This window comes from Roseobacter sp. GAI101 (genome assembly GCF_000156335.1).
In the GTDB taxonomy this organism is placed as follows: domain Bacteria; phylum Pseudomonadota; class Alphaproteobacteria; order Rhodobacterales; family Rhodobacteraceae; genus Sulfitobacter.
On sequence record NZ_DS999213.1, the window covers coordinates 2,390,747 to 2,405,089 of the forward strand.

The following is a 14,343-nucleotide window of genomic DNA, read 5'->3' on the forward strand; positions in this document are numbered from 1 at the left end:
AGACAAAATCATTTTCGGCCAGTTGACGGGTGGGCCTTGCCGGTTTCACGCGGCCCTTCCGACCGCCCCTTCCGCAACAAAGTCGAACCACAGCCTGCCTTGGCGGTATTCACCCCTGATCAAATGACCCGGCCTTGCGATTTCGGGAAAGTCGCAGACCCAGTCACGAAACCGGTCGTTCGAGATCACGGACGCGCCCCTGTCCCGCGCAGCCTTCAGGATATAGGGATCGGCGGGTGACCCTTTGGGCACAACCGTGACACATTCGACCGGCAGATTCAGCAGCTTGCTGATGGCCTTGTCACCACGATAGCTCCCGGCAAAAAGATACCCTGCATTTGCATCGAACATCACGCCCGGCTTGTATCCAAGCGCGGTCAGATGGCGCACAACCTCTTGGACCGGTTCGATTTGCGGATTGCCGTCGCGCCAATACATCACGTTCGATCCGTCCACGACAACCGATCTGGACGCACGCCCGCGATGTGTGAAAAACCGGTTTCTGACATCTTTGAAAAACAAGATCAGGCTTGCCACGGCACAAGGCCCAGCAAGCAAGATCAGGTCAGACCAACCGTGGCCCGAAAATGCGACCCCAACGCCGATCAGTGAAACCAGAAGCAAAGCACCAGATACAATCATAGCGCGAGGAAAGCACCACGGGCACCTCGAAACAAGGACTTTATCACTATTTCGAAACTGGCCACGGACCCGCAGCCCAGCAATACGCCCCTAGACCTGGACGAACAGTTTCTTATCGGCGCTGTAGCATTCAAGGCCGCCCTCGCCGATGTCGGTCCAAAGCCCGTGCAACGTCAGCTCATCAGCTTTGACCTTTTCCGCGATCCACGGGAAGGTCATCAAGTTCTCGAGCGAGGTCATGACCGAAAGCTTCTCAAGCTGGCGCACCTGCTCTTTCGGGTCATCAATATCGGCAACGATATCATATTTCGGGCGCAAAATATCCATCCAGCGGCCCACAAAGCTGTTCTTCTCTTCTAGACCCGGGGCCTTGCCCTGACACATGTCGATGCACCCTTGCACGCCACCGCAGCTGGAATGGCCAAGGACAATCACATGCGCGACCTTAAGCACCTGCACCGCATATTCCACCGCAGCGGACGTCCCGTGCTGTTCACCATCAGGCAGATACGGCGGCACAAGATTGGCGATGTTGCGGTGAATAAAGAATTCGCCCTGATCCGCGCCGAAGATCGACGTGACATGAACCCGGCTGTCGCAGCATGAAATCACCATTGCACGCGGATGCTGACCATCGCTGGCAAGACGTCGATACCAAGCTTGGTTTTCCGCATAGCTGGTTGCTTTCCAACCGTGATATCGCTGCACCAGATAAGAGGGCAGAGGTTTTGCGTTGTCCATGTCCGTAACGTCCCTTCTAAAGTCCTTCTGCAATACCCTGAATTGTCATCACATTCGAGCAAAAAGGCATTTGGGCTTCAACCATTTGAAAATAATTCTGGCCCATACCTGCTTCTTAGTCGTGGGGACACATCTAAGGGGTGAGCAAATGCATGTTTTACAAATGCGACCGACAGAACAGGTCAGCGTCGACCAGGAAAGGCTTGGCACGCTTTATGCGCAGCTTGGCGAAGCCGGGGCAGAAGACGTGGTTTGCCGTGCGATGGAGGAACTGGCCCTGCGCATGTCGCATTGTGACAGGTTGTTTCGCGAATCGAATTGGGATGAATTACGCAAGAACAGCCGCTCGTTGATCGCGATCGCCGATCAGGTTGGGCTGCAAAAACTCGGTCTTGTCGCAAGCGATGTGATGTCTGCAATCGACCAGCACGACGAGGTCGCTGTTGCCGCCACCCTGACCCGCCTGATCCGCATTGGCGAACGGTCGCTGACCGCCATTTGGGACACGCAAGATATGTCGGTCTGACAGGCTTGCGGCGGGGAAGGATACGTCTAGGTTGGTCGGCAAATCCAATGCCCCGAAAGGTACCGCCTGATGCCCGCCAGCTTTGCTGATACGTCCGCCCCCCAAATCCCGCTTTACGCAATTGCCGAAGACCGGTTGTCCGGTTGGCTAGCCGATCAGCCCCAGGCCACCGCCGCATGGGTCGAGGCAAACAGCTTTACCGGCGCGTTGGGTCAGGCACTGGCGCTGCCCGGCGCGGACGGCGCTGTCGCCATGGCGCTGGTGGGATATGGCACGGAAAAATCCCGGAGCAGGGGGCGGTTCCACCTGGCAGGAGGCGTCGAAAAGCTGCCCAAGGGCGCTTACCGCATTGAGACGGATTTGGCTGCCGAGGATCTGGAAAATGAGGTTTTAGGCTGGCTGTTGGCATCCTACCGCTTTGACCGTTACGCCAAGCAGACACCGCTCAAGGCCAGCCTGGTCGCGCCAACGACCATCGACACCGACAAATTGCGCGCCCAAGCCGAGGGTGAGATGTTGACCCGCGATCTGATCAACACGCCGGCCTCTGACATGGGGCCACCTGATCTGGAAAACGCCGCGCGGACATTGGCCGAGAAACACGGGGCCACCATCAGTGTTGTTACCGGCGATGATCTGCTGGTGCAGAATTTCCCCATGATCCACACCGTCGGCCGTGCCGCAGACCGCGCGCCGCGTCTGATCGACATGAAATGGGGTACGACGGGCAAGAAACTGACGCTTGTGGGAAAGGGCGTTTGCTTTGACACTGGCGGTTTGAACTTGAAACCCGGGGCTTCCATGGGCTTGATGAAGAAAGACATGGGGGGTGCCGCCGCCGTACTGGGCCTGGCGCATATGATCATGGCGACTGGCATGAACATCCAACTGCGCGTCCTGATTCCAGCAGTTGAAAATGCAGTTTCAGGCAATGCCTTCCGTCCGCAAGACATCTTGACCTCGCGCAAGGGCCTTACAGTCGAAATCAACAACACCGATGCCGAAGGGCGGCTGGTGCTGGCCGATGCGCTGGCCCTCGCGGAGGAAGACAAGCCCGATCAGATCATCTCGATGGCGACGTTGACCGGTGCCGCGCGGGTTGCCGTAGGCCCGGACCTTGCGCCCTATTTCAGCGATGATCCAAACTTTGTCACAACGGTTGAAACTGCCGCTGCGGCCCATGCCGATCCCGTATGGCGCTTGCCGTTTCACGCCCCTTACGAGACGATGATCGAACCCGGGATCGCCGATCTGGACAACGCACCTTCGGGCGGTTTTGCAGGGTGCATCACTGCCGCGCTATTCCTCCGCCGTTTCGTCACACAAACACCTTATGCGCATTTCGACATTTACGGCTGGCAGCCCAGCGCGGCACCTGCTCGTCCGAAAGGCGGCGTGGGCCAAGCCACGCGCGCGCTGTACGCGGCTCTTGGTGATCTGTTGACGAAATGACCGACCATCGGCTTATACCCGATCCCGCAAAGGTGACGATGAACGGCACAGGGCAAATCGCAGTGTCCCTGACGGACATCTGCCGCAGCCCAGGTGGTGCGCGTGACCGTCAGACGCTGTATGGTGACAAGCTGACGATTCTGGCCGAAGACGACGGTTGGTCCTATGTCCAACTGACCAAGTGCGGATACTGCGGATACGTTCAAACCTTGGCGGTCTGCGCCATAACGCAGGCATCCCATAGGGTATCGGCCCCTGCCACGCATGCCTACGAGGCCCCGGATTTCAAAAGCCGGGACCAGATATCGCTTAGCCACGGCAGTCTTGTCACCCTATCGTCTACCGAAAACAGATTTGCGGGCACCGATGCGGGATACATCCCTTTGCAACATCTCGCGCCGATAGAAGATAGGGCGACAGACCCTGCGGTGATTGCGCAGCTCTACCTTGGCACGCCTTATCTATGGGGCGGGAACAGCCGCTGGGGCATCGATTGCTCCGGCCTGATTCAGTCTGCATTCCTTGCCTGTGGCGTCACTTGCCCTGGTGACAGCGATCAACAGCAATCACGGCTTGGGCAGGATCTTCCGCAGGGAGCAGACTACAAGCGCAATGATCTGTTGTTCTGGAAGGGTCACGTCGCATTGGTCCTGGAACCGGCTATCTTGATCCACGCCAACGCGCATCATATGGCCGTAACGCTTGAGCCGATCCGCGACGCGATCCAACGCATCGCCGAAACCGATGGCCCGGTGACGGCGCACAAACGTCTATCCCCTTCCAAATGGACTTAAATCCATACCCGCCAACGGCTGGACGCCTGGGCCTAGTCGTCGACCGCGCGGATCAATTTACGCTCCAGCACCCGCAGAACGGCGCGTAGGTCCTGCCCACGGCGCAGCACCTGCCCATTGACACCGACGACTGAATACATTCCTTGCTTCAGCCGCATCTTCGGTCGTTTCTCGATCCGGTACAGCGGCATTTCAGCGGTCCGCCGAAACACCGAAAACACGGCCACTTCACGCAGGCATGAGATCCCGTAGTCCCGCCATTCGCCCGCCGCAACCATCCTGCCATAGAGCGACAGGATCACCGAAAGCTCTGTCCGGTGGAACGCGACCTGTTCGGGCGCACGATCATGTTGCGGGTTGGGGTTTTGCGGGTGGGAAGGATGTATATGCAACGTCATGTTTTGACAGTTGCGCCGTTCGCGGGTCAAATCAAGCCCAATGCTTCATGAAATATCTTGAAAGTGTTACAACTTGCGTGCAATTGATTAATTTATGAAACGTGAAAGCCTGCCATCATGACACCTCAAACCCGCGCTGAAAAATCCGCAGCAGCAATGTGGAAGACCGATACGGCCAGCCAGAACCTTGGCATGAAGATCGATCATATCGCACCGGGCGAAGCGACGCTTTCGATGCCGGTGACCGATAAGATGCTGAATGGACACGGAATTTGTCATGGGGGTTATATCTTTACCCTCGCGGACAGCGCTTTTGCCTTTGCGTGCAACAGCTACAACCAGCTGGTCGTCGCCCAGCAGAATCAGATCACCTATCTAGCCCCCGGCAAAGCTGATGAAAGGTTGACGGCCACAGCCGTCGAACAATCAAAAACCGGGCGCTCCGGAATTTACGACGTGAAAGTCACGGGGGAGGACGGCCGCACCATCGCGCTGTTCCGTGGCTTGTCACGCACCATAAAAGGCCAGCATTTCGAGGAGGAAATGACCCAATGAAAGACCTCACCCCTGCCCGCGACAGCCTTGACCCGATTGAGATTGCCAGCCGGGATGAGATCAGTGCGCTGCAACTCGACCGTCTGAAATGGTCCCTGCGCCACGCCTATGACAACGTGCCCTTCTACCGCAAAAGCTTTGATGCCGCTGGCGTGCATCCCGATGATTTGCACAGCCTCAGCGATCTGGCCAAGTTCCCCTTTACCGTCAAGACTGACCTGCGTGACAACTACCCCTTCGGGATGTTTGCCGTTCCGCGTGAACAGGTTGCGCGCATCCATGCCTCTTCGGGCACTACTGGCCAACCGACGGTCGTCGGCTATACCAAGACAGACCTTGAAAACTGGGGCAGCGTCGTGGCGCGATCCCTGCGCGCCGCGGGTCTGAAACCCGGTGACATGCTGCACAATGCCTATGGCTACGGGCTGTTCACCGGCGGGCTTGGCATCCATCTCGGGGCCGACGCGCTTGGGCTCAGCACGGTCCCGATCTCGGGCGGCATGACCCCGCGACAGGTCCGCCTGATCGAAGATTTCAAACCGAACGGCATCACAGTCACCCCGTCCTACGCCTTGTCGATCCTTGACGAATACGCGCGCCAGGGCATCGACCCGCGCCAATCTTCGTTGGACGTGGGGATTTTCGGGGCTGAACCCTGGACCAACGCGATGCGCCTTGAGATTGAACAGGCCTTCGACATGCATGCCGTCGACATCTATGGCCTTTCCGAGATCATGGGCCCCGGCGTGTCCTGCGAATGTATCGAAACCAAAGACGGGCTGCACATCTGGGAAGACCATTTCTATCCCGAGATCATCAATCCCGAAACCGGCCAGCCTGTCGTCGACGGCGAAAAAGGCGAACTGGTCTTTACCTCGCTGACCAAGGAGGCGTTTCCGATTATCCGCTACCGCACCCGTGATCTGACCCGCCTGCTGGCCGGCACAGCCCGCACCATGCGCCGGATGGAGAAAGTTACCGGGCGCAGCGACGACATGATCATCCTGCGCGGCGTCAACGTGTTTCCGACCCAGATCGAAGAAGCCCTGATGTCGATCCCCGGCCTTGCCCCGCATTTCCAGATCGAACTGACCAAGCCTGATCGCATGGATCAGATGCGCGTGCTGTGCGAATGCGCCGACGCATCCCTGAGCGCCGAACTGCGCGCCTCCTCGGCGGCCGCACTGTCGGCACAGATCAAGCAGACGGTCGGGATCAGTGTTAAGATTGATGTTGCCGATGCTGGCACCGTGCCGCGCTCCGAAGGCAAGGCCGTCCGGATCATTGACAAGCGGCCCAAAGCCTAGACACCGTAGCGTGCCATGAACATCTCGACCGCGCCGTCCACCACGCGGTCGATTTCGGCATCCGACACCGATCGCACGACCCCGAACATCAAACGCGGCCACAGATCTGCCTTGCACAGCTCTCCGAACTGATCGGCGGCCAACACAAGGTCCTCGATGTTCAGTTCGCCCCGCGCAATCGCAGCCTTGAAATACGTGACCATTTCCTTGCGCAGCACCGCTGGTCCAGAATTGTAGAACCGTTGACCCAGTTGCGGGAAACGATCCGATTCAGCGACGAACAGCCGGAACATCTGCTGCCCCAGCGTCGAAGTCAGGAACCGCAAGATATGCCGCCCAGCCTGCCCCAACACCTCGGCGGGGGCCGCATCCGTGTCGATGTGATCCAGCGCTTCCTGGGCTTGCCGGGCACATTCGTGGTCCGCCACTTCGATGAACAGGATACGCTTGTCGGGAAAGTAGCTATAAAGCGTCGCCTTGGACACGCCTGCCACCCGCGCGATGTCATCCACGCTTGCGCCCTCGAATCCGTCGGCCAGAAAAACCTCGCGGGCCCCGGCAAGCACTTGACCGAATTTGCGCCCCCTGCGAACGTGATCTGGTCCGTTGGTCATCGGGCGCTCCAATCCATTGAACTTTCAAAGTATAATCTGAATTCTTTGGTTCCAAGGCCTAAATCGCGCTGCGCCATTTATCGCTCTTGTTCGGATCAAACCATTAGATTAGAATTATTCTAAATCAGTAAATCCGGTGCCCCATGCTTTTTTCGATCAATCGCAAACGCTTCAAAGACCTCTCGGAACAGGAAATCCTCGCACTGGCAATCTCGTCCGAGGAGGACGACGCCCGCATCTACCGCGGATATGCCGAAAACCTGCGCGCAGAATACCCCGACAGTGCCGAAATTTTCGATGGCATGGCTGCCGAGGAAGACGAACACCGCAAACGTCTGATTGACCTGCATACCGATCGTTTCGGCCCGACAATTCCGCTTATCCGCCGCGAACATGTCTCTGGCTACTACGCGCGTACCCCGGTCTGGCTTATCGAGAACCTTGGCCTTGACCGCATCCGTGCCGAAGCCGCCGCAATGGAGCACGCCGCCGAGGCATTTTACCTTCAGGCCGCAGCCCGCACCAAGGATGCCGCAACGCGCAAGCTTCTGGGCGATTTGGCCGCCGCCGAAGCAGGCCACCAGCGCAAGGCCGATGACCTTGCCGCAGAACATCTCGACCACGCAACCCTCAGCGAAGAAGACCTTCAGGCCCACCGCCAGTTCGTGCTGACATGGGTCCAGCCGGGGCTTGCAGGGCTGATGGATGGCTCTGTCTCTACCCTCGCGCCAATCTTTGCCACGGCCTTTGCCACACAGGACACCTGGACCACGTTTCTCGTCGGCTTGGCCGCCTCTGTCGGTGCAGGTATCTCGATGGGCTTTACCGAAGCGGCGTCGGACGACGGGCAACTGTCCGGCCGCGGCTCGCCTGTCAAACGGGGTTTGTCTGCTGGCGTGATGACGACGCTGGGCGGGTTGGGCCACGCGCTGCCCTATCTGATCACGGATTTCTGGACCGCAACGACCATCGCCTTTGCCGTTGTCTTCATTGAACTTTGGGCCATCGCCTGGATCCAAAACCGTTACATGAACACGCCATTCTTCCGCGCGGCGTTCCAGGTGGTTCTGGGCGGCGCATTGGTCTTTGGGGTCGGCGTGCTCATCGGCTCGGGATAAACGCGCGGCACGGTTGCGCCCGCGACAGTTGGCCGCTAGGAATTTCGCATGTTGGCGATCTTCCTCAAAACTCTGCCGTTTTTCGCGCTGATCGGTCTGGGCTACTGGGCCGGTCGCACCCGTTTCTTCACGTCCGAAGCAACGGCCTACCTTACTAAATTCGTGTTCTATTTCGCCCTTTCGGCAATGCTGTTCAACTTCTCCGCCAACCTGTCGCTGGCAGAGGTCTGGGACGGCCGCCTTGTCGCTGCCTATCTGTGGGGCACGGCCTTTGTCTACGGGCTCGTCAGCCTGATCGGCTTTCTGCGTAATCTTGACGTCGCCAACAACGCGATGGAAGCGCAATGCGCCGTGATCGGCAACACTGGCTTTCTAGGTGTCCCGATGCTGACCCTGCTGCTGGGACCAGAGGCGATCGGCCCGGTCGTCCTCGCGCTCGCCGTTGATCTGATCATATTCTCCAGCCTGATCGTGATCCTGATCACCGCCAGCCGCGATGGTCAAATGAGCCTGCGCGTCATCCGCACCATCGGCCTGGGGCTGCTGAAGAACCCGATGATCGTGGCGATGACCCTGGGCTTTGTGTGGTCCGGCCTGCGTCTGCCGATCCCAACCCCGATGAACGACTTTCTGGTCATGCTCGGGGCCGCCGCCACCCCCGGTGCGCTCTTCGCGATTGGGGCCTCCCTCGCCTCGAAATCCGCCGAAAAACTTTATGTCGCGGGCTGGCTCAGCTTTTGCAAACTGGTGCTGCACCCTGCCTTCGTCGCCATCGCGGCCCTCTTAATTTTCAGGGTCGACCCCTACAAAGCCGGTGTCATCATCTCCGCTGCTGCCCTGCCCGTCGCGGGGAATGTCTATATGCTGGCCCAACACTATAACGTCGGCCCGCAACGCGTTTCCGCGGCCATCCTCGTCTCGACCGCGATCAGCATCCTCAGCGTCAGCATTGTGATCGCCTGGGTCACAACATTCTAGACTTCACCCTTTCCCAAATACTCCCCGCGGAGCGTCCAACCCTTGCCGCAGGCTCCAATGCCCGCTAGCCATGACGCAACACCAAAGAAAAGGAGCCACCCCATGAAAACCGTCTCGGAAAACGCCAGTTTCGGTGGCACGCAAGGCGTCTATTCACACAGCTCGGCCGCTTGCAACTGCGACATGACCTTCGCCCTCTTCCTGCCCGAAGAGGCCAGACAAGGCCCGGTCCCCCTGCTGTGGTTCCTGTCCGGTCTCACCTGCACCCATGAAAACGCCATGACCAAAGCCGGCGCGCAAGCCTGGGCTGCAGAACATGGCATTGCTGTCGTTTTCCCGGATACATCCCCCCGCGGGGACGATGTCGCCGATGACGACGCCTATGATCTGGGGAAGGGTGCCGGCTTTTACGTTGATGCCACCCAAGACCCCTGGAAACCGCATTTCCAGATGTGGACCTATATCGCCGAGGAATTGCCCGCCCTGCTGGGGGAAAACTTCGCTCTTGATATGGAGCGTCAAGCGATCAGCGGGCACTCCATGGGCGGCCACGGCGCGCTGACGCTGGCGATGAACCTTTCAGGGCGGTTCAGATCCGTGTCGGCCTTTGCGCCCATCGCAAACCCCACCGACAGCGACTGGGGCCGCAAACAACTGACCGCCTATCTGGGCGACGACGAGGCAACATGGCAAAGCCACGACGCCGCTCTGCTCATGGCCGACAAGGGCTTTGACGGGCCGGTTCTGATCGACCAGGGTACGGACGACCAGTTCCTCGACCTGCTCAAACCCGAAGCCCTGGCTGCCGCCATTGCAAAACGCCGGCAGAATGCGACCTTCCGGATGCAGCCCGGCTATGATCACAGCTATTTCTTCATCTCGACCTTCATGGAAGACCACATCGCCTTCCACGCTGATGCCCTTTACGCAGATTGACCCCCTAAGCATGACAGAGCTTTACATCGACGCAGATGCCTGCCCCGTGAAGGCCGAAGCGGAACGGGTCGCCACACGGCACAAGATCCGCATGCATGTCGTCTCGAACGGAGGGCTACGGCCGTCGCAAAACCCGCTGGTTGAAACGGTGATCGTCGCGGATGGGCCGGACGTTGCCGACATGTGGATCGCCGACCGCTGCGGCCCAGGCGATGTCGTCGTCACCGGCGATATTCCCCTGGCCGCGCGCTGCGTCGAAGCCGGAGCGCGGGTTTTGAAACACAACGGCGAAGCCCTGACTTCGGCCAATATCGGCAATGTGCTTGCCACACGGGACCTCATGACGGACCTGCGGGCAGCAGATCCGTTCAGACAGGGCGGCGGCAAGGCATTTACAAAAGCAGACCGCTCGCGTTTTCTGGAAGCACTTGAGCGCGAAATAAGAGCGGCACAGCGATAGGGCTGGCCGTTCCTTTGAAAAAACGGTTCGGAATTTTCGAAAATTCCGGCACCAACACAAAGGGCAGACCCATGAAACCCAAGGCCGTGGTTTTTGACATCGGAAACGTACTGATCGAATGGCAACCCGAACGGTTTTTCGATTCCGTGATCGGAGAAACCCGCCGCCGCGAAATGTTTGCGCAAGTTGACCTGCATGGGATGAACGACCGCGTGGACAGTGGCGAGAACTTTACCGACACGATCTATGCCACAGCCGATGCCTATCCCGCCTGGCGCGACGAAATCCGCATGTGGCATGACCGCTGGATCGAAATGGCAGCCCCGGTCATCCCCCATTCCCTGCGCCTGATGAAAGCGCTTCAGACCAATGGGATCCCCGTCTTTTCCCTGACCAACTTCGGCATTCAGTCCTACGATCTGGCCGCACGGCACTATCCGTTTCTGCGTGAATTCGACCGTGATTTCATCTCGGGGCATCTATCGATGATCAAACCGGTCCCCGCGATCTATGAAGCATTGGAAGACCAAACGGGCGTCACCCCGTCCGATCTAATCTTTACCGATGATCGGGCGGACAACATCGCGGCAGCAAAAGCGCGCGGTTGGCGAACCCATCTTTTCGAAGGCCCCGAAGGCTGGGCCGCCCGCCTCGTCTCCGAAGGACTGCTAAGCGCAGAAGACGCCGCATGACGCAGATTGATATCATCCCCTTCGACGCAGGCGAGGCGCAACTGGACTGGATCGGTTTCACCGATGCGCTGGCCGCAGGTCACGACCTGCCCAAAGCGGAAATCGCCGATACGTTTCTATACCGGGGCCAAGATACGCTGCTTAACCGTGCTGCCTGGATTGACGGCATGGGGCTGGCGGTGAAATCCGCGACCGTTTTTCCCGGCAACCCTGCCAAGGGTCAGCCGATGGTCAATGGGGGTGTCTCGCTTTATTCGGACGTCGATGGCATGCTGGAAGCGATGGTGGATTTCCACCTTGTGACGAAATGGAAAACCGCCGGCGACAGCCTGCTGGCCGCACGCCGTCTGGCACGCCCTGACAGCCGCAACATCCTGATCGTAGGCGCTGGCACCCAAGGTCGTGGCTTGCACGCCGCATATTCCGCCGCTTTCCCGGACGCCAAATTCACGCTGTGGAACCGCACGCCAGACAACGCCAAGGCGATGGCCGCAGACATCCCCGGCCTGACCGTCGCCGCCGATCTGGAAGCCGCCGTGCGCGCCGCTGACATCATTACCAGCGCCACCATGTCGACCGCCCCGCTGATCAAGGGGGACTGGCTGCAGCCCGGCCAACACCTGGACCTGATCGGGGCCTATCGCCCGGACATGCGCGAAGCCGATGACACCGCGCTGACCCGCGCGCGCATCTTCGTCGACAGCTACGACACGACCGTCGACCACATCGGAGAAATCAAGATTCCCCTGCAATCAGGGGTCATCACGCGGGAGGCGATCGTCGCAGATTACTACAGCCTGGATCAGTTCGTGCGCCGTTCGCCCGACGACATAACCCTGTTCAAGAATGGGGGCGGTGCACATCTGGACCTGATGGCCAGCCGCTACATCCTTGACCGGTGGCGCGCCCGCGCATGATTTGATTTGCGCTGGTCCTACTGGGGATCATCGCGATTCCGATCCTGATTGAACGCTACCGGTCGCCGATGAATGACGTGGCACGGGGCAGCGCACCGGGGCAGTTCGCGGAGCTCAGCCGGGGCGTGACCCATTACGAATGGGTCGGTCCCGCGCGCGGCCCTGTCGCCGTGTGTGTTCACGGATTGACCACCCCCAGCTTCGTCTGGCGCAGCATCACCAAGGGGCTGGTGCTGATGGGATTCCGCACGCTGATCTATGATCTGTACGGGCGGGCTATTCGGATCGGCCAAGCGGACCGCAGGACCGCGCCTTTTTCCTGACCCAGCTTGAAGAACTGCTTGAGCGCGAAGGCGTGACAAAACCGATCACGCTTTTGGGCTACTCCATGGGGGGCTCAATCGCTGCGTGTTTTGCGGCAGCCAACCCTGACCGCATCGACCGTTTGGTGCTGCTCGCCCCCGCCGGGATGGGGCTGACACACCACAAGCTGACCAATTTCATCGCCAAAACCCAAGTCATCGGGGACTGGCTGATGCTTGCCCTCTTTCCCACGATGTTCCGGCGCGGCATCAAGGCCGAACAGGCCGACTCCGCCAGCGTGGCATCTGTCCATAAGGGGCAGCACGCTCAGCTGGACTATAAACGCTACGTGGCCGCTGTGCTTGCCAGCCGCCGTGGTATTCTGAGGGAGGTTTTGCGCGACGAACATCGCGCGATCCATGCATCCGGTATCCCGGTGTTGGCCATCTGGGGCGGCAATGATCAGGTCATTCCGCAAACCGCCATCGGAAGCCTGGCCGAATGGAACCGCGCCGTCGAACACGAGGTGATTTCAGGGGCCGGGCATGGCCTGCCCTACACCCACGCCAACGAGGTGATCGCGAAGATCCGCGACCACCTGTTTGACGCGACCTAGGCTGTCACCAGTCCCTCAAGGCGTTTTTCGCGGATCGGCAGATGGACCACCGCGCTGAATGCCCCGACGGCAACGCCGATCCACCAAACGGCCGTGTAGCCGCCGTAAACATCATAAAGCCGCCCGCCCAGCCAGACACCGACAAAGCTGCCCAACTGATGGCTGAAAAACACGATACCATAAAGCGTACCCATATAACGCAGCCCATAGATATGGGCGACCAACCCGCTCGTCAGCGGCACGGTCGCCAACCAAAGCGATCCCATCGCGATCGAAAATACGATCACCGACAGCGGTGTGATCGGCAACAGGATGAACAGTGCCGACACAACGGTGCGCGCAGTATAGACGCCCGCCAGCAGGTATTTCTTTGAATACCGCTTGCCCGCCCAACCAGCCAGCAACGTCCCCCCGATATTCGCGAGGCCGATCAGCGAAATTGCCACGGCCCCCAACGCAGAGGTCGTCGTGATGCCGATGCTGTGCAAGGCGCTCCCGACAAGGATCGGGCCACAAAGCTCTGTCACGAAGGCCGGGAAATGCGCCGTCAAGAACGCCAGTTGATAGCCGCAGGAAAAGAAACCGACGAAGATCAGCGTAAAGGAAGGGTCTTTGAATGCCTTGATCAGGATCTCTCCAAGGCTTTCGTCAAGTTCGGTAATGGTGGCCTTGGCGGGGGCGCGCATCAGCGGCAGCGTCAGGGTCATCGCCAGGACTGTCCCGGCAAACACCAGGAATGTGCTTTGCCACGTCAGAAACCCCAGCATCCATTCCGCCACAGGCGCGCCGAATACCTGCCCCGCACTGCCGGCCGCCGTTACAATCGCCAGCGACATGGACCGGTTTTCCGCACTCGACGCGCGCCCGACTACGGCCAGGATCACGCCGAACCCCGTGCCCGCGATGCCAAAGCCAACCAGCCATGCATAGGTCTGATGCTCTAGCGGGGTGACCGAGTTTGCCGAGAGAACCAGCCCAATCGCATAAACGATGGACCCGATGACAATCGCACGTCGATCCCCGATTTTCTCGGCCATCGCGCCAAAAAACGGCTGTCCGATCCCCCAGGCAAGGTTCTGAATGGCGATGGCCAGCGAAAACTCGGACCGTAACCAGCCGAATTCGGCGGCGATGGGAATCTGGAATACGCCGAAGGATGCTCGCACTGCGAAACTGACCATGATGATCAGGCAGCTTACGATCAAAACAGGTGTAAAGATTGATGCGTTCTTTTCCAAGTCACTGTCCTTTGGCGTTTTTGATTTGCACCCTATCCTTGAAAATTGCGGCGTCA

At 59.2% G+C, this 14,343-nt stretch carries 18 protein-coding genes; 13 read left to right on the plus strand and 5 right to left on the minus strand.

From position 1 onward, the window contains the following. Positions 1-45: 45 nt before the first annotated feature. Both RGAI101_RS11140 and RGAI101_RS11145 read right to left on the minus strand, forming a co-directional pair. Entirely contained in the window at positions 46-642 is a 597-nt protein-coding gene (locus RGAI101_RS11140; protein WP_008225302.1) for an NYN domain-containing protein, read from the minus strand. A gap of 90 nt (positions 643-732) precedes the next feature. Continuing rightward, entirely contained in the window at positions 733-1,383 is a 651-nt protein-coding gene (locus tag RGAI101_RS11145; RefSeq protein ID WP_008228535.1) for a carbonic anhydrase, read from the minus strand. Between the two features lie 148 nt (positions 1,384-1,531). Between RGAI101_RS11145 and RGAI101_RS11150 the strand changes: the two genes are divergently transcribed. The 3 genes from RGAI101_RS11150 (at position 1,532) to RGAI101_RS11160 (ending at position 4,155) form a co-directional block, all read left to right on the plus strand. Next, positions 1,532-1,909 carry a hypothetical protein gene (locus RGAI101_RS11150; RefSeq protein ID WP_037228027.1) on the plus strand — a complete coding sequence of 126 codons (378 nt, stop codon included), beginning with the start codon at positions 1,532-1,534 and terminating at the stop codon, positions 1,907-1,909. Between the two features lie 69 nt (positions 1,910-1,978). Next, positions 1,979-3,361, plus strand: a complete 1,383-nt coding sequence (locus tag RGAI101_RS11155; RefSeq protein WP_008227696.1) for a leucyl aminopeptidase family protein — start codon at positions 1,979-1,981, stop codon at positions 3,359-3,361. Beyond that, positions 3,358-4,155, plus strand: coding sequence for a C40 family peptidase (locus RGAI101_RS11160; RefSeq protein WP_037228030.1), 798 nt, complete (start codon positions 3,358-3,360; stop codon positions 4,153-4,155). The genes RGAI101_RS11155 and RGAI101_RS11160 overlap by 4 nt, the downstream gene beginning before the upstream one ends. A 32-nt stretch (positions 4,156-4,187) precedes the next feature. Here RGAI101_RS11160 and RGAI101_RS11165 read toward each other — a convergent pair whose 3' ends face one another. Further along, the gene (locus RGAI101_RS11165) at positions 4,188-4,553 is read right to left on the minus strand and encodes a DUF2794 domain-containing protein (protein WP_037229427.1); all 366 of its coding nucleotides are present in this window, start codon (positions 4,551-4,553) and stop codon (positions 4,188-4,190) included. 117 nt (positions 4,554-4,670) lie between these two features. Here RGAI101_RS11165 and paaI point away from each other — a divergent pair, with 117 nt between their 5' ends. Continuing rightward, a complete protein-coding gene (gene paaI, locus RGAI101_RS11170; protein ID WP_008225556.1) occupies positions 4,671-5,108 on the plus strand; it encodes a hydroxyphenylacetyl-CoA thioesterase PaaI in 438 nt (145 codons plus the stop codon). Next, positions 5,105-6,415: a phenylacetate--CoA ligase PaaK gene (gene paaK, locus RGAI101_RS11175; protein ID WP_008227639.1), complete on the plus strand. Its 1,311-nt coding sequence runs from the start codon at positions 5,105-5,107 to the stop codon at positions 6,413-6,415. Before paaI ends, paaK begins: the two co-directional genes overlap by 4 nt. Here paaK and RGAI101_RS11180 read toward each other — a convergent pair. Then, entirely contained in the window at positions 6,412-7,029 is a 618-nt protein-coding gene (locus tag RGAI101_RS11180) for a TetR/AcrR family transcriptional regulator (protein ID WP_008227159.1), read from the minus strand. The genes paaK and RGAI101_RS11180 overlap by 4 nt on opposite strands. 143 nt (positions 7,030-7,172) lie before the next feature. On the opposite strand from RGAI101_RS11180, the gene mbfA reads away from it, so the two are divergent. From mbfA to RGAI101_RS11215, 8 genes are all read left to right on the plus strand, one after another. Further along, positions 7,173-8,147 carry an iron exporter MbfA gene (gene mbfA, locus RGAI101_RS11185; protein ID WP_008225777.1) on the plus strand — a complete coding sequence of 325 codons (975 nt, stop codon included), beginning with the start codon at positions 7,173-7,175 and terminating at the stop codon, positions 8,145-8,147. A gap of 48 nt (positions 8,148-8,195) precedes the next feature. After that, positions 8,196-9,125: an AEC family transporter gene (locus RGAI101_RS11190; RefSeq protein WP_008227044.1), complete on the plus strand. Its 930-nt coding sequence runs from the start codon at positions 8,196-8,198 to the stop codon at positions 9,123-9,125. 102 nt (positions 9,126-9,227) lie between these two features. Then, entirely contained in the window at positions 9,228-10,061 is an 834-nt protein-coding gene (gene fghA, locus RGAI101_RS11195; protein ID WP_008228652.1) for an S-formylglutathione hydrolase, read from the plus strand. A gap of 10 nt (positions 10,062-10,071) precedes the next feature. Continuing rightward, entirely contained in the window at positions 10,072-10,521 is a 450-nt protein-coding gene (locus RGAI101_RS11200; RefSeq protein ID WP_008228437.1) for a YaiI/YqxD family protein, read from the plus strand. 71 nt (positions 10,522-10,592) lie between these two features. Continuing rightward, positions 10,593-11,213, plus strand: coding sequence for an HAD family hydrolase (locus RGAI101_RS11205; RefSeq protein WP_037228033.1), 621 nt, complete (start codon positions 10,593-10,595; stop codon positions 11,211-11,213). Then, a complete protein-coding gene (locus tag RGAI101_RS11210; protein ID WP_008228033.1) occupies positions 11,210-12,130 on the plus strand; it encodes an ornithine cyclodeaminase family protein in 921 nt (306 codons plus the stop codon). Before RGAI101_RS11205 ends, RGAI101_RS11210 begins: the two co-directional genes overlap by 4 nt. A gap of 68 nt (positions 12,131-12,198) precedes the next feature. Next, complete coding sequence (locus tag RGAI101_RS22620; RefSeq protein ID WP_008228242.1) at positions 12,199-12,453, plus strand: alpha/beta fold hydrolase; 255 nt, start codon at positions 12,199-12,201, stop codon at positions 12,451-12,453. Next, positions 12,450-13,049, plus strand: a complete 600-nt coding sequence (locus tag RGAI101_RS11215) for an alpha/beta fold hydrolase (protein ID WP_368072198.1) — start codon at positions 12,450-12,452, stop codon at positions 13,047-13,049. Before RGAI101_RS22620 ends, RGAI101_RS11215 begins: the two co-directional genes overlap by 4 nt. Here the strand turns inward: RGAI101_RS11215 and RGAI101_RS11220 are convergent. Further along, positions 13,046-14,230 carry an MFS transporter gene (locus RGAI101_RS11220; RefSeq protein ID WP_441295898.1) on the minus strand — a complete coding sequence of 395 codons (1,185 nt, stop codon included), beginning with the start codon at positions 14,228-14,230 and terminating at the stop codon, positions 13,046-13,048. The two genes, RGAI101_RS11215 and RGAI101_RS11220, sit on opposite strands and share 4 nt — an antisense overlap. Between the last annotated feature and the right edge of the window lie 113 nt (positions 14,231-14,343).